This is a genomic window from Chryseobacterium sp. Leaf180 (genome assembly GCF_001424585.1).
In the GTDB taxonomy this organism is placed as follows: Bacteria; Bacteroidota; Bacteroidia; order Flavobacteriales; family Weeksellaceae; genus Chryseobacterium.
In genome coordinates this window covers 1-23,762 of the sequence record NZ_LMPJ01000013.1, presented here as the reverse complement: position 1 = coordinate 23,762, position 23,762 = coordinate 1, and the positions used below count along the sequence as shown (strand labels likewise).

General features: G+C 39.6%; 22 protein-coding genes. 12 read left to right on the top strand and 10 right to left on the bottom strand.

The annotated features are described in order from the left end of the window. Positions 1-73: 73 nt before the first annotated feature. Positions 74-223, bottom strand: a complete 150-nt coding sequence (locus ASG01_RS16040; RefSeq protein ID WP_157844205.1) for a hypothetical protein — start codon at positions 221-223, stop codon at positions 74-76. A 574-nt stretch (positions 224-797) separates the two neighbouring features. Between ASG01_RS16040 and ASG01_RS14820 the strand changes: the two genes are divergently transcribed. From ASG01_RS14820 to ASG01_RS14805, 4 genes are all read left to right on the top strand, one after another. Continuing rightward, on the top strand, positions 798-1,394 hold the full coding sequence (locus ASG01_RS14820; protein WP_055865439.1) for a hypothetical protein: 597 nt from the start codon (positions 798-800) through the stop codon (positions 1,392-1,394). A gap of 78 nt (positions 1,395-1,472) precedes the next feature. Next, positions 1,473-3,554 carry a hypothetical protein gene (locus tag ASG01_RS14815; RefSeq protein WP_055865436.1) on the top strand — a complete coding sequence of 694 codons (2,082 nt, stop codon included), beginning with the start codon at positions 1,473-1,475 and terminating at the stop codon, positions 3,552-3,554. Between the two features lie 13 nt (positions 3,555-3,567). Then, positions 3,568-4,113, top strand: a complete 546-nt coding sequence (locus tag ASG01_RS14810) for a hypothetical protein (RefSeq protein WP_082498400.1) — start codon at positions 3,568-3,570, stop codon at positions 4,111-4,113. A gap of 324 nt (positions 4,114-4,437) precedes the next feature. Then, complete coding sequence (locus ASG01_RS14805) at positions 4,438-4,731, top strand: DUF3817 domain-containing protein (protein WP_055865431.1); 294 nt, start codon at positions 4,438-4,440, stop codon at positions 4,729-4,731. Positions 4,732-4,912: 181 nt separating this feature from the next. Here the strand turns inward: ASG01_RS14805 and ASG01_RS14800 are convergent, their stop codons facing one another. The 4 genes from ASG01_RS14800 to ASG01_RS14785 form a co-directional block, all read right to left on the bottom strand. After that, on the bottom strand, positions 4,913-5,575 hold the full coding sequence (locus ASG01_RS14800; protein WP_055865428.1) for a response regulator: 663 nt from the start codon (positions 5,573-5,575) through the stop codon (positions 4,913-4,915). Continuing rightward, positions 5,568-7,157, bottom strand: a complete 1,590-nt coding sequence (locus tag ASG01_RS14795) for a hypothetical protein (protein WP_131725386.1) — start codon at positions 7,155-7,157, stop codon at positions 5,568-5,570. The genes ASG01_RS14800 and ASG01_RS14795 overlap by 8 nt, the downstream gene beginning before the upstream one ends. Positions 7,158-8,019: 862 nt before the next feature. After that, positions 8,020-9,045, bottom strand: a complete 1,026-nt coding sequence (locus ASG01_RS14790; protein ID WP_055865584.1) for a rod shape-determining protein — start codon at positions 9,043-9,045, stop codon at positions 8,020-8,022. Positions 9,046-9,952: 907 nt separating this feature from the next. Continuing rightward, positions 9,953-11,929 (bottom strand): PAS domain S-box protein, encoded by a 1,977-nt coding sequence (locus ASG01_RS14785; RefSeq protein WP_055865422.1) that lies wholly within the window; start codon positions 11,927-11,929, stop codon positions 9,953-9,955. Between the two features lie 239 nt (positions 11,930-12,168). Here ASG01_RS14785 and ASG01_RS14780 point away from each other — a divergent pair, with 239 nt between their 5' ends. Continuing rightward, positions 12,169-12,390 (top strand): hypothetical protein, encoded by a 222-nt coding sequence (locus ASG01_RS14780; protein ID WP_055865419.1) that lies wholly within the window; start codon positions 12,169-12,171, stop codon positions 12,388-12,390. Between the two features lie 45 nt (positions 12,391-12,435). Here ASG01_RS14780 and ASG01_RS14775 read toward each other — a convergent pair whose 3' ends face one another. Both ASG01_RS14775 and ASG01_RS14770 read right to left on the bottom strand, forming a co-directional pair. Then, positions 12,436-13,116, bottom strand: a complete 681-nt coding sequence (locus ASG01_RS14775) for a response regulator transcription factor (protein WP_055865415.1) — start codon at positions 13,114-13,116, stop codon at positions 12,436-12,438. Then, positions 13,106-14,413, bottom strand: a complete 1,308-nt coding sequence (locus tag ASG01_RS14770; protein ID WP_055865412.1) for a sensor histidine kinase — start codon at positions 14,411-14,413, stop codon at positions 13,106-13,108. Before ASG01_RS14770 ends, ASG01_RS14775 begins: the two co-directional genes overlap by 11 nt. 169 nt (positions 14,414-14,582) lie before the next feature. Here ASG01_RS14770 and ASG01_RS14765 point away from each other — a divergent pair, with 169 nt between their 5' ends. Continuing rightward, entirely contained in the window at positions 14,583-16,952 is a 2,370-nt protein-coding gene (locus tag ASG01_RS14765) for an outer membrane beta-barrel family protein (RefSeq protein ID WP_055865408.1), read from the top strand. Positions 16,953-16,986: 34 nt separating this feature from the next. Here ASG01_RS14765 and ASG01_RS14760 read toward each other — a convergent pair whose 3' ends face one another. After that, entirely contained in the window at positions 16,987-17,532 is a 546-nt protein-coding gene (locus tag ASG01_RS14760; RefSeq protein WP_055865402.1) for a hypothetical protein, read from the bottom strand. 113 nt (positions 17,533-17,645) lie between these two features. Then, positions 17,646-18,059 carry a winged helix-turn-helix transcriptional regulator gene (locus ASG01_RS14755; RefSeq protein ID WP_055865399.1) on the bottom strand — a complete coding sequence of 138 codons (414 nt, stop codon included), beginning with the start codon at positions 18,057-18,059 and terminating at the stop codon, positions 17,646-17,648. A 93-nt stretch (positions 18,060-18,152) separates the two neighbouring features. On the opposite strand from ASG01_RS14755, the gene ASG01_RS14750 reads away from it, so the two are divergent. The 5 genes from ASG01_RS14750 to ASG01_RS14730 all read left to right on the top strand — a co-directional run bounded on the left by ASG01_RS14750 (position 18,153) and on the right by ASG01_RS14730 (position 22,476). Then, positions 18,153-18,596, top strand: coding sequence for a nuclear transport factor 2 family protein (locus ASG01_RS14750; protein WP_055865395.1), 444 nt, complete (start codon positions 18,153-18,155; stop codon positions 18,594-18,596). A gap of 2 nt (positions 18,597-18,598) precedes the next feature. Further along, positions 18,599-19,480, top strand: coding sequence for an NAD(P)H-binding protein (locus ASG01_RS14745; RefSeq protein WP_055865391.1), 882 nt, complete (start codon positions 18,599-18,601; stop codon positions 19,478-19,480). A gap of 52 nt (positions 19,481-19,532) precedes the next feature. Beyond that, positions 19,533-19,766, top strand: a complete 234-nt coding sequence (locus ASG01_RS14740) for a hypothetical protein (RefSeq protein ID WP_055865388.1) — start codon at positions 19,533-19,535, stop codon at positions 19,764-19,766. Then, entirely contained in the window at positions 19,763-20,209 is a 447-nt protein-coding gene (locus tag ASG01_RS14735; protein WP_055865385.1) for a PepSY-like domain-containing protein, read from the top strand. The genes ASG01_RS14740 and ASG01_RS14735 overlap by 4 nt, the downstream gene beginning before the upstream one ends. A 188-nt stretch (positions 20,210-20,397) precedes the next feature. After that, positions 20,398-22,476 carry a TonB-dependent receptor plug domain-containing protein gene (locus ASG01_RS14730; protein ID WP_055865382.1) on the top strand — a complete coding sequence of 693 codons (2,079 nt, stop codon included), beginning with the start codon at positions 20,398-20,400 and terminating at the stop codon, positions 22,474-22,476. Between the two features lie 150 nt (positions 22,477-22,626). Here ASG01_RS14730 and ASG01_RS14725 read toward each other — a convergent pair whose 3' ends face one another. Beyond that, on the bottom strand, positions 22,627-22,818 hold the full coding sequence (locus ASG01_RS14725) for a hypothetical protein (protein ID WP_055865377.1): 192 nt from the start codon (positions 22,816-22,818) through the stop codon (positions 22,627-22,629). A 265-nt stretch (positions 22,819-23,083) separates the two neighbouring features. On the opposite strand from ASG01_RS14725, the gene ASG01_RS14720 reads away from it, so the two are divergent. Continuing rightward, positions 23,084-23,762: hypothetical protein (locus tag ASG01_RS14720; RefSeq protein WP_202966987.1), on the top strand; the 679-nt coding region annotated here is incomplete at its 3' end.

Here is a 23,762-nt window from a genome sequence, read left to right as displayed (position 1 = left end):
GATTCTGTTCAAAAAGTCTCGACAAACCGAGATGACAGCCTTTGTCAAATGTTTGGCACGCTATGATTTCGCCTCAATTATTTGAAACTTCAAGTTTCAGATAACCTTTTGCAATCTGCCAATACGCTGATCTGCACAGATCAAACTTTTCAATCACTTCGCCGGCAGGAAAAAAACGCTTGTGACAGCCTGCTGAATGCAGAAATTCCTCTTCAATCATCATACAATAGTGATTTGTTATATTATCAAAAATAATCATTGTGTATTATTTATAAATATGACCTGCATCACATATAGATTAAATCTTTGTTAGAAATCCTTTTTACTTTTTTTTCTGCGAAAAGACAGCATTCTGCCATATTTACTCCATTTCAATATTAACATTACGAAACATGATAACTATTTTACTGTTGTTATATCTATGATTTAAGTCACAGCAAATTAGAGTTTAACAAAATTTCTTTACGGTAACTTCTTTTTGATATTAAAATAAATTAAATATTATTTAATCATAAATAAAACTGATTATCAATTTATAAATAATAAAGATATACTCTTTTTGATTTTACACTTATTAACATTCTCAAATCTACCGCTTAAAAAAAAACATCCCACTGATTAGATTAAAACCGTATAAAATCCTCCCAAACCATAGCATTGATGGATATTTTCAATCGATTGTTGTTTTTGGATTTAAATTCTTTGCGGTACTTTTGCGCCTTTAATTACTCTCTCAAATGAAAACAACTGGTCCGAAAAAATCAATTTTACCAAAGTTTGGTAGTTGTGGATCTATTATGAATTTCATTTTCATTCTCTTATTTTCCTTTCAGTATTCGCAAAACATTCCTACAGATGGTTCTAAGAATCCTGCGGTAGTTACGCTGACGGGAAATGCGCAGATCTTTTCTACCGATGATTCTTTTAACAGGCAGCTGTCTTCCCAGAAAATCATATTAGAAAATGCCGTAACAGAAAAAAAGGCCGGTAAAAACAGTTCTTCTGCAACCATTATAAAAACGCCAAAAAAATCGGCTGGTGCAGGACCGCTCAAGAAAGAGCTTTTGAAAACTGCGGCACGCAAAAAAAGAGAAGTTCAAAACCGCATAAAAATAGCCAGACAGGTAGCGACGAAAAAAGATGTAAACCTCGCTTATAAGCTGACTGTCAAAGATTCTGCTGCGTGGTCGGCTTTGTATGCATTTAAAAAACTAAACTGTGTTTCTCATGACAACAGTTCCTACGCATCTTTTGAGATCAGAAGAAATTTTTATGATCCGATAGTATTTGCAATTCATAAGGAAAAAGCCTTTCCCGACTTTTCGCAATTCTTTCACAATTATCTTCTTACGTCCGGATTTTCTGTAAGGCCACCGCCTGCATTTATTTCATAAAGATCACAGCCGTAACGACGGCACACTTTGTAATGAACACAAGTGAAAAAATTTTAATGAAATAATCGTATTACGAAAATGAACAACTATTTTATAAATATAAAAACTTTAATCGCAGCAGCAGCCCTATTTCTGGGAACAATTGCCTCTGCCCAAGTACCCTGCCTTCAGAAAGTGGAAGGAACGCCAATTTACAGCAATGATTTCGGAACAGGAACTGCGACCACAACGGATGCAAATGTTCTGTTACATCAGTATCAGCCAATTAATCCTGGTGACGGATTTTATACGGTTACAAGGTCATTAACTCAAACGGCTACTTATATACAAACCGATCTTAACGGTAATAAGGATGCAGGCTACACAAATGTGGCCGACGGATCTACCAACGGAAGATATCTGGCAATAAATGTGGCGTCAGCACCATCGCTTAATCAGGCGATCTACAGAGTTTCTAATCTTGGTGTTGCGCCTGGACTTGAATACCGGTTTAGAATCGATATGGCAGGTTTATTTAATGGGACGGATGTACCAAGTTTAAGGCTGAATGTAAGGGATGCGCTAACAAATACAGTGATCGCAACAACAACTTCACAAAATAATGGAGTTGCCAATGACGACATTTGGAGAAGAATTCAGCTAAGTTTCACGCCACTTTCCTCTCTGGTTAATATTGAAATTGTGAATCTTCAGGGAAGTGGAGGTTCCGGGAATGATGTAGGAATTGACAATATTGTACTTACAATTTTGGAGTGTGATACCGATGGCGACGGAATTCCAAATATCCTCGATCTAGATGATGACAACGACGGTATACCGGATACGGCGGAAGGCTGTAGCGCAAGCGTTGTGACAGGAGCAGTAAATGATGCAGTTGCTTTGAATTTACTCAGAACAACCAATACGGCAGTTTTCCCACTGATTCCTGTAAATGCAGTATTACCATTGGGAGGAGTTCGTGTGACAAAAAACAGTGGCGGTAACGGCTGGCAGTTTTATACGCCACCGCCGGTACCTACAACCACGATAACAGCAAATGGCGTGACATCGGCACCATTCCCTACTACTTACCTCGATATTATTGCGGGCGGAACGACACCAGGTGTTGCAAGAAATCTAACGATTGATTTTGGAATCTCTGCTTCCCAATTATCGACTCCAGGTAATGATTATGAATATATCATCGGTATTGCAGGATTGGGAGGTCCGACAAATGATCAGATTGCTACCACCTTTAGTGTTCCTCTTGAAGTGATTGGTAATGCTGATGTGTACAGTACAGGCACATATTCTTTGTTGAACGGTGTTCCAAGCACTACACCGGGCCAGACCGGAACGGTTGTATCTACAAGTACTCCTCTTACAACAACTCAGGGTTATACCTTTTATTTCATACCTAGAACAACAAGTTCGTTTACAATGAATCTAGTAGGTGGTGCAGATCAGCATGGTTTTATCTTTGGGGTTTACAGTACCAACTGTGTGGTTGATTCAAACTCAAATAATTTGCCTGATAATTACGAAGTAGATGCAGATGGAGATGGTTGTCCGGATGCTATTGAAGGATCTGAAAGAGTATCAGTGAGCCAGATTCACCGTCTGACTTTACCGACCACAGATCCAAACTACATTTACAGAGGTCAGATCAAAGTATTGGGCGACGGCTTTACTGCAGGAACCCCTGCACAGGTTGTCAGCACAACACCGCTTGCAAAGGGTGTACCTTCACTGTTAAATAATGCAGTTAACAATACCAACGGAATTGCCGGAGCAGTAGATGCGACGGATGGTTCTGCTGATGTAGGTCAGGGAATAGGAAACTCAAGAAATAATGCAGTTCAGGATTTAGACTGTACACGTTGTTTCAGACCGGCAACAACTGCAGGAACTACCCTTTCTACCAACCACGGAATTACGGCTCTGGGCCGTGCAGGATCACAAAACGGAAACTGGCCGGCGAAAATAAACGGAGCGTACACAGCGCTTGATGCCAAGACGAAAGGTTTTGTTGTCAACAGGTTAACAACCGTACAGATTAATGCGCTGACGCCGGTAATCGGAATGATGGCTTATGATACAACCGTAAACTGTCTGAAAATTTATGACGGAACCACTTGGAGCTGTTATACGAAACAGACTTGTGATGATTTTAACAACTAAAAGCAGAAAGACAATGAAAAAATATATCATCGCGGCAGGCATTCTGATTTCATCAGTGTCATTCGCACAAATTACAATCGGCAAATCTGCCGCTACGCTTTCACCGGCAAATAGCAGTGTTTCCCTTGAATTGGGAGATGCTACAGGCGGAACAAGAGGCATGGTACTTCCATACACTACTTCAGCTGCTTCGGTAATTTCACCTGTTGCAGGAACCATCATCTTTGATTCTTCAGACAAGAAAATAAAATACCGAAACAATACGACAACGTGGTTTGATCTCTCTTTGGGTGCAAAAACACCTGCTTCCACCGTAGGCGTTGCAGATGCCAATACAGAAATCACTTCTGCCAAAGCAGTTATCGGAACTAATGCATCCGCAGACACGACGCCCGGAATTTTGGTATTGTCTGATACCAACAAAGCGATGGTGCTGCCAAGAGTCGCATCACACACTGCGATCGTCAACCCGAGTGCAGGAATGATGGTTTACGTAACTTCTACGAACCAACTCGCAGTATATAACGGCAGCGAATGGTCGTTCTGGACAAAGCCTTAACTCATCACATTTTTTTATATAGAAAAACCACTTCATTTCGAAGTGGTTTTTTTTGTTAATACGGTTAATATTGTAAATAACTAGTGGATGAAGTTTCTGCGCGCTTTTTTTTAAACCTTGCATCCGCATTTAATATTCTTTCGTCTGTAGTTTATGCTGAAATATCTGGAGGTTATATTTCTGCATCTGCAGTTTACAATATTGCATCAGTCAGTTATACTGGTATGTCCTGTTGAAAGAAACTCAGAATGAATGGCTCTTGCCTTATTCGCCGTAAAGCCATATCATTGCCAATACAAAACCTCTCTTTAAAATCGCTAAAAAATGATCAGCCTCTACCGGAAAATCGCCGTCACAGAAGGAATCTCATATTTGATTCTCCTGGGAATCGCCATGCCACTGAAATACTTTTTCAGTTTTCCGCATGCGGTAAAATATTTCGGCTGGATTCATGGTGTGCTGTTTCTCGTTTTTGCAGTCGTACTAATTGCCGCCGCGATCAAATACCGCTGGACTTTAAAAAGAATTGCGATCTATATGATTGCTTCCGTACTTCCCATTATTCCTTTCATTTTGGATAAGCAGCTGAAAGAAGAATATCCGGATTCTAAACTTTGATTTCAGATTGTAAATTGACATTTTAGAAGTTTAAAATTTACATCAAATAATCAATATAATCGTATTATTTTATCAGGTAAATAATTCATAAGTATCACCTTCATAAAAGCAGCAGTACAGAAATGATAAACAAAAAACCTTCAATTAAGTCAAAGGTCTTGGAAAGAATATTTAACTGAAATTATAGTATTCCGAGATCTTTGCATATAACGATGAGTTCAATATTATTTTTTGCATTAAAAATATCACGAAGCTCATTAAGCCTCTTTTCAATAGAACTTTTACTGTTGGGACTGATTTTGTTCTGTTTAAAATGACTTTCGATTTCGCTTTGGCTGAAACCTTTGGCAAGCAAACTCAAAAGTAATTCATCATTTTCAGTGATATGAAAAGGCGTATTTCGAATGGAATTTAAAATTTCCTGAGGAATTACTGTTTCACCTTCAAAAACTTTTTTGATGGTGTTTCGCAGTTCCTTCGAATCATTTCTCCCCTTACTTACGAATCCGTTAATCAATAAATTCTTAAAAAGGTCATCAATAACTTTTGGCTTTTTTTCAATTGAAAAAACGATAATCTTCAGCTTTGGATGACTCTTCCTAACTTCACGAATCAACTCCTGTCCGGATGTTAATTCCTGTCTGAAATGATCTTTATCAAATGAAAGATCTGTAATAAGAAGGTCATACGCTTGCCCTTCTGCATCAGCTGTTAATAATTTATGTAAAGCTTCGTCACAATAACTTACAAACTCGAAATTTTCAATCTGCAATTCTGTAAGTGCTTTTAGAACGCCCAGATTTCTTACTTCGTGATCTTCTGCGATAAGGATTTTTTTAAACATAGTATGTATCTGTTGGAACAGTTATTTTAATAATCAATCCGCCATTTGGATTTTGTTCAAAAATAATCTCTCCATTCAATGCTCCAATACGGTTTTCCGTATTCCGTATTCCCGATCCTTTTTGAGTGTCTAAATTTTCAATTCCTTTTCCATTATCTGTATAGGTTATCTGAAGAGAATGATTATCTCGTTCAAATTTTAAAATCACCAGTTGTGCACCACTGTGTTTTTTCATATTTATCAGGATTTCTCTGATCACATAAAACAGCTCCGATTTTAAACTCTGAGGAATATCTTCCCATACTTCTTCTGAATATTTTATAGGAATAACTTTTTGTTCAGCAGATGAATAAGAGTTGATCATTCTTCCGAAACGTTCATAGAAATCAGATTCAGAAAGATTTTCATGAGAAATATCCCGCGATTCTTCATACATTTTTTCCAGATCATTGAGAATTTTCCCTCTGCTTAAATCGGAATTGTTTTCGATATCCACCATCAGATGATACAGCCCGTTCGCCACTACGTCGTGTACGTTTTTAGAATATTTTAATTCTGTATTTTTAACTTCAAGCTTCTTTTCCTGTTCTAATCTCCTTTTCCTTCTTTTATACCAAAAAACACCGGCAATCAGCATACCTGAAAGTACGCCAACTCCAATAACAGTCTTTAGTCTTTCAATTTTATTTTCAGCCTGAAGTTCCTGGTTTTCAAACTCTTTCTTTTTGGTATTGTACTTTATGTAAGCAAATTTAGTTTTATAATTATTTCTGCTGTTCTGAATGCTGTCGGAGAGCTTTGCATATTCTTTAAACAAATCTTTAAACTGAGATGAATTACCAACAAGCATTATCTTCGACATTGCCTCCAGTCTGTCGTCCGGACTTTTATTTTTTTGAGCTGTTTCTAACATTTGCCGCGCGTAGTACAGAGACTGTTCGGGATTTTTGACCTGATTAATCTCTGCCAAATGTGCATAACTTGCATTCATGCCCCAGCTATCATCACTTTCTATCTTCAACTGCAAAAGTTTTAGAATCTGATCTTCTGCAGGATAATCATTGTCACTCAGCCACCTTACATATTCAATATTCTCCTTGATACGGTATTTCAATATGATATCTTCAATTTCCTGCTTATCGAGATTCTCCAAAATCTGTAAAGCCACATGATATTTTTTTTGCCGGAATGCTGCCGCTGCCATATTATTTAAAATATTATATCTGTAACCCCCTTCATCCTGAACGCTCTTCAGTGCTTTATCATACCAGATTGTAGCTTCGGAATATTCTTTCTGATCATATTTCAAATCCCCCAGAGTTCCGTAAACAGAATATAAATTCTCATCATTTTCCTTCATCATTTTTAATGCTTCAACCAAGGTGATTTCAGCGCCGTTTATATCCCCGGAATATTTTTGAGCGATCGACTGATAGATTAAACTTTTTGAAATATTAGACGAATCCTGACTTTTTTTGTAGTAGGTAATTGCTTCCTGAAACATTTTATAGGAATCCACTTGATCCTTTAAAAGCAACGCTTCACCTTCTTTGTAGAACTTATCGCCTGTCGATATATTCACATCTGTTATCTCCCCGTGTTTACAGGAACAAATTGCAAGAAATAAAAAGATAAAATATTTTAACATTTCACTAAAGTAAGAAAACCCCTCAGTATTCGGAGTGGTTGTTTTTATTTTTTTGAGAGCACGGAAAGATCTCTGGACAGAATATGCTTTTACAGAAAAGAGACTATACTGTATCAAAACTGTTAGATTTAAAGGTACAGAAAGTACTGAGGCGTTATTATTATGTTTTCTTTTTACATAAATTGTGTTTTTTGGGCTCATTCAGTGATTTTTAAATTGAACCCAATATATTCACAACATGTTGTTATATTTGCAGCAACGATTAATGAATGCGGAATACGGAAGCACAGAATTTGGGAAAATCAGCCATTTATATTGACGGTAGTGATGGGACGGAAGAAATTGATTCTTATACTTTGGAAGGCACTAAATGTTTGATCGCGTTCGAAAACAACGGTAAAACATATTCCTGTCAATAAAATAAAATTGTAAAATCTGCACTTAAGAGCAAAAAGGCACGTCATATTTTTATATCTAAAAGAAATCGCGGAAAACATCGGTTTGAAGACTGGAGAAGGTCATAATGTTTTAGCCAACAGCTATAAAAGCATACGTTTTATTCCGGAAATTTCTGTTTGAGAAATTATCTGAACGGCGAAAAATCTGCGGAAAATTATTCTTCAAAACCTGTTGAGATTTTTCCTTTTGGTTTTAATCTAAGCCAGAAAGTGGAGTAAACAAGGCACTCGCAAATCCTTTGAGGTTAAACTCATTTCCTCTCAATCTATACGATTTTGGTGCATTACCGTATCAGGCACTCTGCCGTAGCGCCAGCACCTTCTTGTCACGAATAGTATTACTTCATTAAAAATCTGAATTTATTGAGATTTTTGAGCGCGATACCGGTTCCGCGGACTACTGCCCGAAGCGGATCTTCCGCGACAAAAACCGGCAGACTTGTTTTTTTATGAATTCTTTCTGCCAGACCGTTGAGCAGTGCACCGCCACCCGCAAGAAAAATCCCTGTTGTATAAATATCCGTGGCAAGTTCTGGAGGCGTAATGGAAAGCGTTTCCAGGATGGCATCCTCAATCCTCATAATAGATTTATCAAGCGCTCTGAATACCTCTTTATAACTGATCATAATTTCCTTGGGTTTACCGGTAAGGAGATCTTTGCCCTGAACCGGTATATCTTCCAGCGGAAAATCCAGTTCTTCCAGAGCTGATCCTACTTCCAGTTTTATCCTTTCGGCAGTCCGTTCCCCAATATCAAGATTATGCTGCGATCTGATAAAATAGGAAATATCGTGCGTAAAAACATCACCGGCGATCTTCAGCGATCTGTCAACAACAATTCCGCCAAGGGCAATGACGGCAATCTCGGTCGTTCCGCCACCGATATCGACAATCATATTTCCTACAGGACTTTCTACATCGATACCTGCCCCGATGGCTGCAGCCATTGGCTCATAGATCAAAATGACTTCTTTGGCATTTACCTTTTGTGCAGAATCACGCACCGCCCTTCTTTCAACCTCCGTAATTCCGGAAGGAATACAGATAACAATCCTGAGAGCCGGCCGGATGAATTTTCCTTTGATCTCACTAATTCGCCTGATAAATTCTTTGATCATATGCTCTGACGCATGGAAGTCGGCAATAACACCATCTTTCAGAGGTCTGATTACCTTGATGTCTTCATGTGTTTTTCCCTGCATCAGTTTTGCCTGCGTTCCTACGGCAATAGCTTTTCCGGTAATACGGTCAATAGCAACAATTGAAGGCTCATCAATTACTATTTTATTGTTATGAATAATCAGGGTATTGGCCGTCCCCAGATCAATAGCAATCTCTTCCGTAAACATATCGTATATCCCCATCATCATTCAGTTGTATAAGGTGGTAAATGTACGTCTATTAATTGCCCGCTTTAGATTGGAAAAGACCGATGTATTGTTAAACATACGTTAAAGTAATGATAGTATATTATACAATGTAGTTTAAATGGGAGAATAACAAATGCTTTGTACTGATATTTCACTTCAGAATAGAATCGGGAATGATAGATCCGACAGGATAGCCAGATGCTTATTTTCTTTATTGTGTATTCATTTTATCAAAAATTAACTTTTGACATTTCTTAATTTCTTCATATCTTATTTAATTATCGCGAAAATGGAAGTGGATTGTTCACTTAAATCAGCGGTCAAATTTGGAGGTTGACTGACATTTTTGGGGATTAAACAAGTAGATTTTCAGCAATAAAGAGGAAAGCAATTATGCTTAATCAGTATTTTTAAGCAGGTTTAATTAAAATTTTTTAATCAAAGAATAATCTGGAATTATCGGCGGATTTGTCAGAATAATTGTTTAAAACGAGAAAAAAAACCGTATCTAAGCGCATTCAGATACCAATAATGGATAGCATCGGTAGGGATGAAGCATAGGTAAAGCATAGATAGTGTATGGATAGAGCATCAATGTGGTAGGTGATAAAATGTTTTTATCAAATCTACAGGCAGTCTTATTTCGGGAATCCTGACCGGTATTTCGATAAAAAATAAAGATTTTTTCTGCTCTAAAGAAAATTATTTATAATTTATAGCTCCAACAGACAAATGAGGTTTTATATCACTTTACACATCTTTATTCTGAAGCTATATAACTTTAATCCTTAAGCGTTGTGATCAATCGGTATCTTATCGGAAGGCTTTTCTTTAAGAATACTAAACAGAAATGTAAAAACGGCATCTATAACCTTCCCGTGTTTTCTATAAATTCATCTCGTCATCCTATAGGCAGCATAAAAGAAAACACCGTTCCATCATCTTTAGAACTGAATACGCTGACCGATCCTTTGTGAAGTTCGATAATTTCTTTACACAGATACAGTCCGATCCCAAAACCGGATATCGATTTTACACTGATGTCCTGCACGCGGTAGTAGCGGTCGAAAATCAGTTTCTGATCTTTTTCAGAGATACCGATGCCTTTATCGTGAACGCTGATCTGTATTTGGTTATGATCTAAAGCAATATATTCAACAGTAACTGAGGTGTCGAAAGGTGAGTATTTTACAGCGTTGCCAATGAGATTATGAAGAACCTGAGATATTTTGTCCCGGTCTGCATTAATAAAAATGCTTCCCGATCCTTTGAAAACAAACTGATGCGCAGGATTCGACAGCAAAACTTCATCTTCAATTTCAGAAAATAGAGTTTGAAGATCGAAAGGCTTTTTATCAATATGAAGCTGCCCGGAATCGAGTCTCGAAACATTCAGAAACCCGGAAATCATACTGTTCATATAATCCGCCTGCTTCAGGCATTTTTCCAGCAAATCTTCCTGTTTGGCAAGCCTTTTATCTTCCGGAAGACGTTGCAGCAACTGAATATATGCTTTGAGGGACGTAAGCGGCGTTTTAAGTTCGTGACTTACAACCCCCATAAAATCATTCTTGCGTTCCTGTTCTTTTTTCTGTTCGGTAATATCGCGTAAAGTTCCGTTTAAACTCTGCGGATGTCCCGTATTATCATAAAAAATCCTTCCATTTGCCTGAAGAAGTCTGACCTTTCCGTCTGATTTATTCTGAATTTTATATTCAATAAAATAATGACCGTCAGAATCTTTTTCAAGAGACTTGGCGATAGCGGTACTTACACGATCTCTGTCTTCCGGCAGAATCCCTTCCAGGGCAACCGACAAATCCAGCTGTTCTTCTGAAGACAGTCCAAACCAGCTTTTCAGAAGATTATTTCCGGAAAAGAGATTGGTTTCCGGCTGATAATAAAACGTCGCGAGTTCTCCAGCATCAATGGCCAGAGCAAGCATTTGCTGGTCATTTTCGTTTTTCCTTCTGGCAAGAACCTGCTCTGTGATTTCTTCAATAATCATCAGAATTCCGGTAATATCACCACGGTCAGAGAAAATAGGCTGATAAACAGAGTTTACGATGGCTTCTCTTAAACCGTTTTTGTGTTTTAACCGGACGGTAAGTTCAGTATTGGTTTTTTGCGTTCCCGTTTGGTAAACTTCTTTCAGCCATTCTGTAACAGGCTGATCACGCAGTTCCGGCCGTGCAACTTCATTGGGCAGTCCGATAACTTCTTTTTCGGCATGTCCCCAGATTTTAAGAATTGCCGGATTGGCGATTTCTATAATATGCTCAGGTCCCTTCAGCATGGCAATTCCTACCGGCGCCTGCTCGATAATCGCGCGTATGTATTCCCTGCTTTGATCGAGCTGATGGATAATTTCGCTGAGTTCTTCATTACTCGCCGTTAATTCTTCGAGGGTTGCGGCCATTTCCTCTTTCAGCTCATCTTCCCGCTCCTCTTTTTCTTTTATCTCAAGTATAAATTCACGGCGCGAAGTCACTTCGAGTGCCGTATTGAGGATGCACCAGGTTTTGTTCTGATTGTCGGTCAGGGCGCGGTATTCATAATCGAAATAATCAAGAGTTTCTACGCCCTGTTTCACGAGTTTTGCCGGAGCTTCATGTACAGAATACGTTTCTCCGGTACGCCATACTTCATGCAGCAATTCTAAAAATGGCTGTCCTTCAAGTTCCGGTATCGCTTCTATCAAAGGTTTGCCAATCACTGACGAATCTTTGCCCCATAAAGCCAGCATCCCGGCATTGGCAAAATGAATGACCATTTCTTCCCCCGAATAAATGGCAGTCGGCGATGGTGACGATGCTAATGCCTGGATAATTAAATCCTGACTGAAAAGGTTTTTTGATGTAGTTTCTGGAGTATTCATTGACCTGACAAAATTAGGAAAAAGTCTGTGAACTGAAATTAATGAGGTACCTCAAGAAAGTCTTTCCGTTGAATAATTTAAAAGTATTTTATTCTTAAATTTTAAACGGCTGATTTAAAACCAGCAGGCACAACTGTTTTCAGAAAAAAATTGATGATAAATGAATTCCATTCTTAAAATCTGAAAGCATTTTCTGATGTTCGGAGTTTTAGATTACGCTTTTTTACAATACTTTTGAAATGCAGTTAGAATCTTTTAATAAAGTTATCATGCTTAATCAATATAAATTTTCCATCTTTCTCACTTCAGTATTTTTATTGACATCGTGCAAAGCGCAAAATAAAAATTCCGCAAGCGAACAGAGCGAGATGCAGCGCAATGTTGAACAGTTGCAGAAAAGAGTGGAAAAAGATGAAAAAAAGATGGACGTTACCGAGTATGAGATCATGCGGCCGAAGTAATCCCGCAAAAATACAAGCCTACACAAGATAAAATCTGTTATTTTCTTAAATCTTTGGGATTTCCACCCGAAAACCGATTCCCCGCACCGACTCAAATTTGATCCGGTTATCATGCTTTAGATATTTTCTCAACCTCGTCATAAAAACGTCGAGACTGCGGCCCAGAAAGTAATCATTTTCTCCCCAAAGCGTTTCGAGAATTTCTTTGCGGTTGACGATCTGATGATTGTTTTTTGAAAGCAGAAGCAGTAGCTCAGATTCTTTTTCTGTTAAGGTAAAATTCTCATTTTCAAATGTTAAACTCAATTGCGACGGAACGAATCGGTAGAGACCAATCGAAATAGATTCGGTTTCGGTCGGTTGTTGCCTTTTCAGAATATTATGGATGCGCAGAATCAATTCTTCAGGTTCGCAGGGTTTCGTAATATAATCTTCTGCACCGAGTTTTAAACCAAGAATCCGGTCGATACTCTGCCCTTTTGCAGTTAAAAACAGGAAAGGAACAGGGCTTTTTTTACGGATCTGTTTCGAAAGTTCAAAGCCGTCAACTTCAGGCATCATCACATCAAGAATCACCAGATGATATTGCGAGACGGTTTCCAGATGATCAAGAATTTTTTGCGGATGTGGAACCAGATCGACTTCAAAATCGGAGAGTTCCAGATACTGTTTCAAAACCGGGCCGAGATCCGCATCATCTTCTGCCAGTAAGATTTTATGCTTCATTCGGAATCAAAATATGGAGTTGAACGCCTCTTTCTTTCTGCATGAATTCTGTTTTTCCCTGATATTTTTCGACGGTTTTTCGCACCAGATACAGTCCCATCCCCAATCCGGTGACGTGTTGATGCGTTTTACGTGTAACACGGTAATAGCGTTCAAAAACAGATTTCATTTCCGATGCGGGAATACCGATGCCGTCATCCGAAACGTCCATTTTCAGCGCTTTTTCTTCAGATTCAATATTGATTAAAAGCTGATGGGCACCGTATTTCGATGAGTTATCGGTGAGGTTGTCGATGATCAGTTTAAAGTCGTGCAGCATGAGTTTTTGCGGATGATTCAGATGGAGATTGATTTTAAAATGGAGATGATCAAAGCGCTTTTTAAGTTCATCAAAGTAAAATTCAGCATCTTCTTTTGTCAGTAAAATATCATCGGCAGAAGAACCGTGAATCGAAGATACGATCTGTTCCAGTCTTTTAATCTGCCGTTCCAAAACCGGTTTTGAAGGATCATTTGGCTTTGCCGCAACCGAAAATTTCAGCGTAGTTATCGGTGTATTGAGCTCATGCGCAATCGAATCGATCGTGGTGTGAAGTTCCCTTACTTTTTGCTGCTGACGGTTTAGATTTCGCACACTGTTCCTGAAAAGAATAATCAGAAGCGCGATGATCAGCATACTCACCGCAATCAGCGGAAGAATTTTCCGCAGGACGAGCAGATTCAGATTCACCACTTCGTAGGTCGATTTCGACTGCACCATGTAGAAATTATGCTCGTCGGTATTCAGTTCGCTGTCGTGCCTGCTGTGGCGGCTAGACCACGTACCTTCCTGCAGGATCAGCGGATTTTTCATTGGTTCCGTGCTCTGAAAAAGAACGATCGACGATCCTTTGGGCAGAAGTTCACGCTGCGTATTTTGATCGTAAATGGAATAGATTTCGTTTTTCATGGCAATCCGGAACGGAGAATCGACGAGATTCCTTTTTAGAATATTTTCAAGCTGCTCGCTGTGCTTAAGTTTCTGCACATTAAATTTTTCGGGATGCACGAGTCGTTCACGCTCGACGGTCGCGCCGTTTTGCAGACGCTCGAAATCAGCCACCAGTAAATCTTCACGCGCCGCAATCTCCGAATTTTCCATCATCAGATGCGTTTTCTCGGCAATGATTTTTGCCTGGCGGTTCAGATCTTTTTCTTCCAGCCGGTAAGAATTGTACAGCAGATATCCCTGCAAAACCAGCAGAAAAAGCAGGCTGACAGAATATGCAGTCACGGTAAAATTTCTATTTTCTTTCATCAGAAATTTTTAAAATCAGTCAGTGTAAAAGCTTTGCGAAACTGTTTAATTCCAACTGTGATTCAAAAATACAATGATTTTTGATGCGCAAAGACCGTTAACCGCTCATTAACCCTTCATTAACAAAACATACTGGCCTTTACACTCAATTTTGAAGAAAAATAAGAAAATGAAAATTCGACCCGCAATATTCCTTGCAGTAATCATCAGCAGCGTTCCAACGCTGGTTTGCGCGCAGCAGACTTTACACGGAACTGTCAAGAATAAAAATCAGCAAGCAGTTTCCGGAGCAGAAATCGAAATCATTTCTTTGAAAAAGAAAGTGCAGTCAGATGACCAGGGAAATTTTAAAATAGACAGCATTGCTTCCTGGCCGATAGCTTTAAAAATCAGCAAAGAAAAATATCTTGAGCTTTTTACAGACGCTGAAAATGCCGAACCCTTACAGATCTTTCTGCATAAAGATTCTTTAATGACAATTGAAACCGTCAATTTAAAAGCTTCAAAACCTGTTTTAAAAAAGAAAATCGACCGCCTCGAATTTAACATCGAAAATACACCGCTGCAGAATCTTTCTGCCTGGGATATTCTGAAAAACACACCCGGTGTTTTGCTTAAAAATGACGAACTCAGCGTTCGCGGAAGCACCCAAATCGTCGTGACCATCAATGACAAAAGAACGCTGATGACCGGCGAACAGCTGAAACAGCTGCTTGAAAATACGGAAGGAAATAATGTTTCTTCCGTTGAAGTAATCACCAATCCGCCAGCAAAATATGACGCTCAGGGCGGCGCGGTGATCAATATCAGGATGAAAAAGAATGTACTTTCCGGCTACAAAGCACGTCTTTCTTCACGGTACACACAGGCGACTTATGCGCGCGGACTGGCCGGTTTTGCACAGTCATATAACAATAAAAAATGGCAGCTGACGTCTAATTACAGTTTTTCGGCGGGTGATTTTGTACGCTACAATTTTGATGTCGTGACTTTTTATCAGCAGAAAACACGCTGGGAAAGTGATTTGGTTCGGAAAACCAATTCGCGCGAGCAGCACGTCTACACTTTTTCCGGGCGGTATGAAATCGACAGTCTGTCATCGGTACAGTTTGGTTTTGACGGCAGCAACGCACCCAAAAATTTCGGCCAGTACAGCGTTCCCACCAATATTTACAACACCGAAACCCAAAATGTAGAATCCTGTTTTCTGACTTCTAACGAACGTCTCACATATAATAACAGCATCAATGCATTTGCTGCGTACGATAAAAAATGGAAGCGCAGCAATCTTACTTTTACTCAAAATACGAGCATCCGGCATTTCAGAGAAAATCAGGATGTGAAAACGCTGCTCAATTTTAAAAATCAGCCTCAGAACCACGACCGCTTTGCCAGCCGGAATATTCAGGATATTTCGCTTTATTCTGCGCAGGCTGATTACCGCTACACAAATAAGGATTTAATTATCGAAAGCGGACTGAAATACAGCACCGTAAAAAACGTAAATACGCTTGGTTTCTTTGAGGAAATTACCGGCAATCTGCAGCCTGTTCCGGCAAAAAGCAACGGTTTTAATTATCTTGAAAATATCGCCGCCGCCTACATTTCTACCTCTTACAAATGGAAAAAATGGGAAACCAAAGCAGGTCTGCGATCTGAAACGACATCCATTAATTCAGGTTCTGACAATCCCGAAATAAGCAGTAAAACATTGCGCACCGGACTCTTTCCTACGCTTTTTCTGATGTACAGTTTTGAAGACGGTCAGCAGCTCGGTTTTTCCTACGGAAAGCGGATCGAACGGCCGAATTACAGTTTCCTGAATCCATCAAAATCTTACTATAATCTCTATTCTTATTTTCAGGGCGATGCAGCGCTGAAGTCTGCCATTATTCACAACCTGAGCCTCAGCTGCACCGTAAAAAACTGGAATTTTGAAACCTATGCCAGCTACACCAAAGATCCTTCAATGGAAATCTCGTTGCAGAATCCTGAAACCTTCGAGACCGTCTACCGTTTCACCAATATCGACCACAATAAAAACCTGGGCATTAACGTATCAAAAGTGTTTACGCTATTGCCTTCGTGGAAGATCAATTTCTTCGGGATGGGCGAATTTCAGGAGAATTACTTTTTCGGGACCGATCAGATGCTGTACAGAAATTCAGTATTCTTTTACAACACCAATATTTCGACGCAGATTACCCTCGACAAAGCGAAAACATGGGATCTCAATCTTTCGTATGTGTACAATTCGAAAACCATTCAGGGATCTTTTGACATCAGTGCTTCGCAGCGCACCACGCTGATTATTAATAAAAAAATGCTGAACAACCGTCTTGAAGCGGCACTGGTACTGAATGACATTTTCCGCACCGACCGCAATACGATTTCCACGCGCTATGCCGATCAGAATCAGTTTTTTAAAGACTACCGCGACTCCCGGAATTTTGTTTTCACCTTACGCTACAACTTCGGAAACCAGAAAGTAAAAGATGCAAAATCAGGAAACAAAACCGACGAACAGAATCGACTGTAATGTAATGCTTACTGCTTATTGCTTACTGCTCTTTTTACTTTTTACCTGGCTCTTGCTTAAGTTCCTTCGCATAAAAATTCTCGGAAATTAAAATGCTGTTCCACAGAAAATCACTGATATCCTGGCTCAACTTATATTCGTCTTTTGGTGACTGAGTTGAAAAGGTGCATTGTACGGCTAACAGTTCATCTTTCATTGCGTATAACGTGTCAAAAATCAATAGATTTCCTTTTTTACTCATCCTCGTATAAAACGGATATTCTTCACGCGGCGCAACCGATTTTGACTCACCATTTTCGAGTTCGGTTGTCTGAAAAATATGCTCGAGATACTGTCTTGGACTTCCCTTCTTGCTTTTACTAACCGAAATGGTCACTTTCGGATTTCCGTTAAAAACAAAAGAGCCGTCTTTCTGCAACGTATAAGGTGATTCGGATGGTGACTTTTTTAAGACAGTGACTTTGTGCTGATTAATTTTCAGAATGGTGGCTGGCTGCGAACCGTTTAACATCAATGTATCTCTGGCAGAATTTTGAGCAAAAGCAAAAACCCCGAACATTAAAAACAACAGAACTTTCATTAATTTTTTTTGCAATGTAAAGAAATTTTAGTTGTGTTGAAATTCTTCATAGCGGTGATATTTTGAGATTAATAGAGATTAATAAAAATTTTAAACATACACCGAAACCATAATTACAGACTTTCCTCATACAGTTTTGTCAGTTGATCTTCCCAGCTTACAGACCAGTTCAGTAGAGCCATCAGTGGATCGGCGGTGCTCCTGCCAAATTCTGTAAGATCATACTCCACTCTTGGCGGAACTTCTGGATAGGCTTTTCGGGTGACCATTCCGTAACCGATCAAAGTTTTTAAAGTCTGGGTCAGCATTTTCGGCGAAATGCCGTTAATCTGGCGCTGCAGTTCACTGTTTCTTTTGGTACCCTGCATCAGTGCCATTAGAACGAGCAGCGTCCATTTATTGGCAATCAGAGAAAGAGACTGATTTAAAATGCAGCTTTCATCTAAATTTGATTTTAAATGAAGTGCTTCCTGCAATTTCAGATAATTTAAATTCTTTTTTTTGCCTTCTGTTAATGTTTTCTCCATTTCTAACTTTTAAGTGCCTACACCACTTTCGGGTGCCTACTTGCAAATGTATACAATTGAATCTAGCTTTGCTGAACATAAAATAAATACCGAATGAAAAATAATGAAGGAGTTCAAATCATGGAGAATCTGCTCGCTGCATTTAATCAGAATACAGAAAATGTTTTATCTCTGTTTACGCCCGATGCAACCGTAGAATATCCTTACGCCAAATCTTTAGGAATTCAGCACGAACTCAACATGGAGGATTATAAAAATCATCTCAATACTATACTATTGCAGATGCCGGAGATCGTTTTTAATGATTTGAAGGTGTATGCTCTTCAGGAAGAAAACTGGTATTGGGGCGAGTTTCAGGCAGAAACCACAGTTCCCCAAACCGGCTTGGTATATCGGCAGGAATACGTTGTCAATTTCCGGTTGACCAATGGAAAGTTCAGTCTGTACCGCGAGTTTTGGAATGTTCTTCCTGTGCTCCAAAGATTAATGAATAAAGAAGACGCTCATCATATCATCGACAACACAATAACCAATTAATTATGAAGAAAATAGCAATCGCCGCCGCGACCGGAAATATCGGTAAAAGAGTCGCCGAAAAAATTACGGCAGGCAAAACAACCGCTGTTTTGTTGGGACAGAATCTGGAAAAGCTCAAAAGTTTAAAATTAAAAAATTCAGTTCCGGTGGTCGCTGATATCAGCAGTCCGGAACAGATGATCGCTGCAACCAGAGATGTTGATGCTTTATTTCTGCTGGTTCCGCCCGTTGCGAATACCGAAAGTCTTAAAGAATGGTATCAGAAAGTCACTGAAGCTGGCGTTGCTGCCGTAAAAGAAAATAAAATTAAGAAGGTGGTTTTAATTTCGTCTCTTGGTGCGACAACAGCTCCGAATCTGGGTACGGTAAGCTATTGCGCATCTATGGAAGTCGCTTTTGATCAGCTTCAAGCCAGTGTATTAGCCTTGAGACCTGGATATTTTATGGAAAACTTTCTGCTCCAGGCGGAAGAAATAAAAACCAAGGGGAAATTCAGCTTTCCTTATAGTGAAGATCACGACATTCCTTTTATCAGCACCGATGATATTGGTGACGCAGCTGCGCGGTATTTACTGGATGAGACGTGGGCGGGAAAATGGAAACTGAATCTGATGGGACCTGAAAATATCACACCGAAAGAAATCGCTGCGCGCTTAACTGCTTCATTAAATAAACCGATTCGCTACGAAAAACAGTCAGCGGGAAATCTCAGAGAAATGTTTAATTCTTGGGGAATAGTAGGCACCAAACAGCAGGAATTGACAGAACTTTATGCCGCTTTGGGCGATCCCGATGGTGCATACGCAACACCGCGAACACCGGAAGCCAAAACTCCTACGACTTTTGAAGAATTTGTAGCGAAGAAACTGTTGCCGCTTTTATAATATATTTTGGACAATTGAATTGATTTTTCGGTACAAAATAGAAGATAAAAATATGCTAAAAGCCGAAACCGTTTACTTAAGTCTTGCTCATCAGGTTTCACTGGAGGTTTTAACGGTTGAAATAAAATGGTACTGCAGTACTGTAAGTTTGGTTATGTATTTGTTACCTGATACAGGTTATATTATGGGAATAGAATCTGTAGAGGAGGCTTCTGTAAAGTTCATAGATCTTAATTCTCCAAAACTTCCGGCATTATTAATAAACCAAACATACAGTACATTATGAAAAAATTAGTTTTAGCATGCAGCATTGTAGCGCTGTCTTTCAGTCAGCTTTCTGCGCAGGATATTCAGTCAGACAATGTTCCGGCAGCGGTTCGCAGCAGCTTCCAGAAAATGTTTCCCAAAGCATCTGATGCAGAATGGGAAATGAAGGGAAATCTTTATGAAGTCGATTTTGAAACCGGCGCTTTGGGTGATGATCATACCGCATATTTCTCAAAAGACGGCAGACTTATGAAACATGAAGAGGAAATCGCAAACAGTAATCTTCCTAAAACGGTTTCGGCATCCATCAGCAAATCATTCGCCGGCTACAGCGTGGATGATGCAAAGAAAATTACCGAAGGCAAAAAGGTGACGTACAGAACCGAACTGAAAAACGGTACCCAGGAATGGAAAGTGGCTTTTGATGCTCAGGGAAGAGTATTGGAAAAAAGAATGGATTAAAAACTGCCATTATCCTGACAGTTTACTGTCTGAAATATTTGCCTCAAAATATTGGAAGTCGCTTTCCGGATATTTTGAGGCTTTTTTGTATCATAAACTATTTTTGTCTTGTCAGTCTATAGGAATGTTGAAAATGGCAGGTAATGAAAATCACCACCGGAATGTTTTAAAAACAGAGCAAAACATCTATGAAAAAATTTTTAGGACTGGCGGGCGTACTATGCATCACATTGATATTTTCCCAACAATCAAAAACCGACTCTGCTACACAGACAAAAGATATAGAAGAAGTGATTTTAAAATCGCAGAAAAAGAAACAGTACTCAGATAAATCGGTATATACATTTGATAAGGAAGCCATCGAAAAAGCCCGATACGCCAAAGATTTAATCAAATCACTTCCCGAATTACAGTTAGACCCAGTCTCCAACACCATCAGAAGCACAAAAGGCGGTACCACGCTTTTTTTAATTAACGGAATTGAATCCACAGATATGCAGGTAAGAAGCGTTCAGCCATCAGAAGTGGTGCGTGTTGAATATTTCGACGTTCCTCCGGCAAGATGGGCCACGAGAGCTGATCAGGTAGTCAATCTGGTAACCAGAAATCCTGAAACCGGCTACGTATTTGGAAGCGATACTTCGGCCGCTTTCACCACAGGATTTGTTAACGCTTCGGCTTACGGAAATTACACGCGTGGGAAAAACGATTTTGGAGTGGAATATTCTTTAGAATACAGGGATTACGATAACCGCCAGGTCAGCAGCACCTATGATTACCGTTTAGACAGTTCGCGTTACCGTTCTGAGGAACAGCGCAGAGATCATTTTGGATACGCGTTCCAGAATATCAGCCTGCGGTACACCCATGCCGTTGCTGACCGTTATGCCTTTCAGGCAAAAGTAAATGTGAATGTATTTTCCAGCTTTTATAAAGGCTTAGGCAGCAGTATTTTTAAAATTAATGATATTTCGGAGAATCACACCCTGTTTAAAAACGGAAATTCAGAATATGCAAAGCCAACTGTGGATCTTTATTATTCTAAAAATATCGGTAAAAATGATGAGCTGACTGTAAATCTTGTAGCCTCTCAATTCAAAACGAATACTTCTGAACTGGCGCAGGAACGGATCATTACTTCAGGCGCACTGGTTTATAATAATGATCTGAATCTGCAGGCGAAGCAAACGGGAATGGTTGGGGAAATTGCGCATATCCACAATTTTAAAAAAGGCAGGCTGTCTTCCGGCTACCGTATTTCGAACACCGGAATTTCCAATGATCTGATTAATCTCGAAGGCTATTCTCAGTACACCGTCAATTATCTTGAGCAGTATCTGTATACAGAATATTCCGGGAAGATCAATAAACTGATGTACAGGCTTGGCGCAGGAATGACGAACATACACAACAAAAGTGCAGAAAATATCGAAAACGAATGGGTTTTCAGTCCGAAAGTGATCCTCAGTTATGCAGTAAAAAACAATCAGAACCTGCGGTTTACCGGTAGCTACAAACCGATAAATCCCGGTTCTGCAGCGTTGAGCAGTAATGTGACACAGATCGCCCCAAATATTGTTCAGCGCGGAAATCCCTATCTTACAACTGCAAAACAATTGAGTAATAATTTAATCTATTCTTTTAATAATAAACATTTTGATTTTAATGCAAATGCTTTTTACACGTATACCGACGGGGCTTTCAATCAATATTATATTCTCGATAATACCCTTGGCGGATACGCACTGACGTATGAAAATGCAGGAAATTCTCAGCGCTATGGCCTTCAGGTTTCAGGATCGTATAAACCTTTAGGCAACAGCTTGTTGGTTATAAAAGCTGCGCTTACCCCGACTTCGGAAAACCTGAGAACCAAATCGGGAACTCATATAAAAAATAATTATATAGAAAATGAATTCACGCTGACTTCCGAATACAAATCTTTTTCGGTACAGTATCAGTTCAATATTCCGGTATATAAACTGGACGGAGCTTTTCTGAGAACAAATGAAAACGCCAACCACGCTTTTGTCGGTTACAAACTCAAAGAATGGACATTCACCACCGGTATGTACTGGATTGGTATGCCGGCAGAATACCGCAACAAAAGTTTGCCGGAGAGTCTTGTCAACTACACTTCGGACCGACGGATTCTGAATAACAAATCGATGCTTGTCCTCGGTGTAAGCTATGATTTCTCAAAAGGTAAAAAGACACAGATTGAAAAAAAACTGAACAATAACACGTCACCTGCCGCGACTTTTTAATTCTTCACTATATAATAACTTGCTTTATTAGAAATGAAAACCTCCAAAATCATTTATACAGATTGATCAAAGCAAATTAAATCAGCTTAATTGATTCTCTACGGCGGACTTTTTCTTTACTTCCGGCGGTCTCGCCAAAGCCATAATTGATCAGCAGATAAGCAAATGCAGCTCGGTCGTTGCGAAGTTTTCAACATAACGTTCTAAAGTCTCTATTTTAAAATAATTCCATGTTAAGGAATTGATCGCTTCGTCATATTGGTACATAGAAAAAGCAGCATTTCCACCCTTCTGCGGTAATTGAAAAACAGGTGCGATGTATGAAAAATACTGTGGCAGCATTCCATTTATAAATAACTTACCGTTGATTTAAAAATAAGTGTAGATTTGTAGTATTCCCTTAACGCTTAAAAAACACATTTTCATAAACATACAATCCCGAAGCTATGCCCGATCTGAGGATCATCTTTTAGTGAGATGATTTTTCAGTGATTATTTACATTCAGATAAATCTTTAAAAAACCGGATGCAAACCGGATTTGATTGTGTGTTTATTCTGACAGAAACTTCTTTCCCTTTAATAAATAACTTAAATAAAAATGACAAGATGAAAAAATTCTACAGTTTAGCCAGACGGCTTACCGGTCAGATGGCAGTCGCTTCGGCACTGCTCTTTACGGGAGCGGCAGCATCCGCACAGACCTCGCTCGCAGCAGGCGATCTGATCTTCACCTCTTATGATTCTTCGCCACTGTCCGGAACCACRGGAGATATATTTTCCTTTGTGTTACTTACACCCACATCGGCAGGAACCGCCATCGGTCTGGCTAAACTCAGTTTAGCCAGACGGCTCACCGGTCAGATGGCAGTCGCTTCGGCACTGCTCTTTACGGGAGCGGCAGCATCCGCACAGACCTCGCTCGCAGCAGGCGATCTGATCTTCACCTCTTATGATTCTTCGCCACTGTCCGGAACCACRGGAGATATATTTTCCTTTGTGTTACTTACACCCACATCGGCAGGAACCGCCATCGGTTTTACAGACCGTGGGTATTCCTCGGCAGGCTGGCAGACAACCGGCGGCACGGAGTCCACCATCAGATGGATCAGCGGCACAGCATTGCCGGCAGGAACCGAAGTGTACATTGTCGGACTTGCTGCCTCAACATACAATCCGGTTACTTCAACATCTACAGCAAACGGAACGGTAACTTTAACRGAAGGAACCTCAACCAAYGGTTTATCCCTTTCCAATGTCGGGCCAACAACCTTCGTAGGAATTTGCT

Bases quoted from the DNA above. Each gene is read 5' to 3' on its own strand.
- ASG01_RS16040 (WP_157844205.1), bottom strand. From the start codon at position 223: ATGATGATTGAAGAGGAATTTCTGCATTCAGCAGGCTGTCACAAGCGT.
- ASG01_RS14800 (WP_055865428.1), bottom strand. From the start codon at position 5,575: ATGTTTAAAAAAATCCTTATCGCAGAAGATCACGAAGTAAGAAATCTG.
- ASG01_RS14745 (WP_055865391.1), top strand. From the start codon at position 18,599: ATGAAGAAAATAGCAATCGCCGCCGCGACCGGAAATATCGGTAAAAGA.
- ASG01_RS14780 (WP_055865419.1), top strand. From the start codon at position 12,169: ATGCAGTTAGAATCTTTTAATAAAGTTATCATGCTTAATCAATATAAA.
- ASG01_RS14760 (WP_055865402.1), bottom strand. From the start codon at position 17,532: ATGAAAGTTCTGTTGTTTTTAATGTTCGGGGTTTTTGCTTTTGCTCAA.
- ASG01_RS14765 (WP_055865408.1), top strand. From the start codon at position 14,583: ATGAAAATTCGACCCGCAATATTCCTTGCAGTAATCATCAGCAGCGTT.
- ASG01_RS14755 (WP_055865399.1), bottom strand. From the start codon at position 18,059: ATGGAGAAAACATTAACAGAAGGCAAAAAAAAGAATTTAAATTATCTG.
- ASG01_RS14785 (WP_055865422.1), bottom strand. From the start codon at position 11,929: ATGAATACTCCAGAAACTACATCAAAAAACCTTTTCAGTCAGGATTTA.
- ASG01_RS14810 (WP_082498400.1), top strand. From the start codon at position 3,568: ATGAAAAAATATATCATCGCGGCAGGCATTCTGATTTCATCAGTGTCA.
- ASG01_RS14735 (WP_055865385.1), top strand. From the start codon at position 19,763: ATGAAAAAATTAGTTTTAGCATGCAGCATTGTAGCGCTGTCTTTCAGT.
- ASG01_RS14775 (WP_055865415.1), bottom strand. From the start codon at position 13,116: ATGAAGCATAAAATCTTACTGGCAGAAGATGATGCGGATCTCGGCCCG.
- ASG01_RS14750 (WP_055865395.1), top strand. From the start codon at position 18,153: ATGAAAAATAATGAAGGAGTTCAAATCATGGAGAATCTGCTCGCTGCA.
- ASG01_RS14725 (WP_055865377.1), bottom strand. From the start codon at position 22,818: ATGCTGCCACAGTATTTTTCATACATCGCACCTGTTTTTCAATTACCG.
- ASG01_RS14740 (WP_055865388.1), top strand. From the start codon at position 19,533: ATGCTAAAAGCCGAAACCGTTTACTTAAGTCTTGCTCATCAGGTTTCA.
- ASG01_RS14790 (WP_055865584.1), bottom strand. From the start codon at position 9,045: ATGGGGATATACGATATGTTTACGGAAGAGATTGCTATTGATCTGGGG.
- ASG01_RS14730 (WP_055865382.1), top strand. From the start codon at position 20,398: ATGAAAAAATTTTTAGGACTGGCGGGCGTACTATGCATCACATTGATA.
- ASG01_RS14770 (WP_055865412.1), bottom strand. From the start codon at position 14,413: ATGAAAGAAAATAGAAATTTTACCGTGACTGCATATTCTGTCAGCCTG.
- ASG01_RS14815 (WP_055865436.1), top strand. From the start codon at position 1,473: ATGAACAACTATTTTATAAATATAAAAACTTTAATCGCAGCAGCAGCC.
- ASG01_RS14805 (WP_055865431.1), top strand. From the start codon at position 4,438: ATGATCAGCCTCTACCGGAAAATCGCCGTCACAGAAGGAATCTCATAT.
- ASG01_RS14820 (WP_055865439.1), top strand. From the start codon at position 798: ATGAATTTCATTTTCATTCTCTTATTTTCCTTTCAGTATTCGCAAAAC.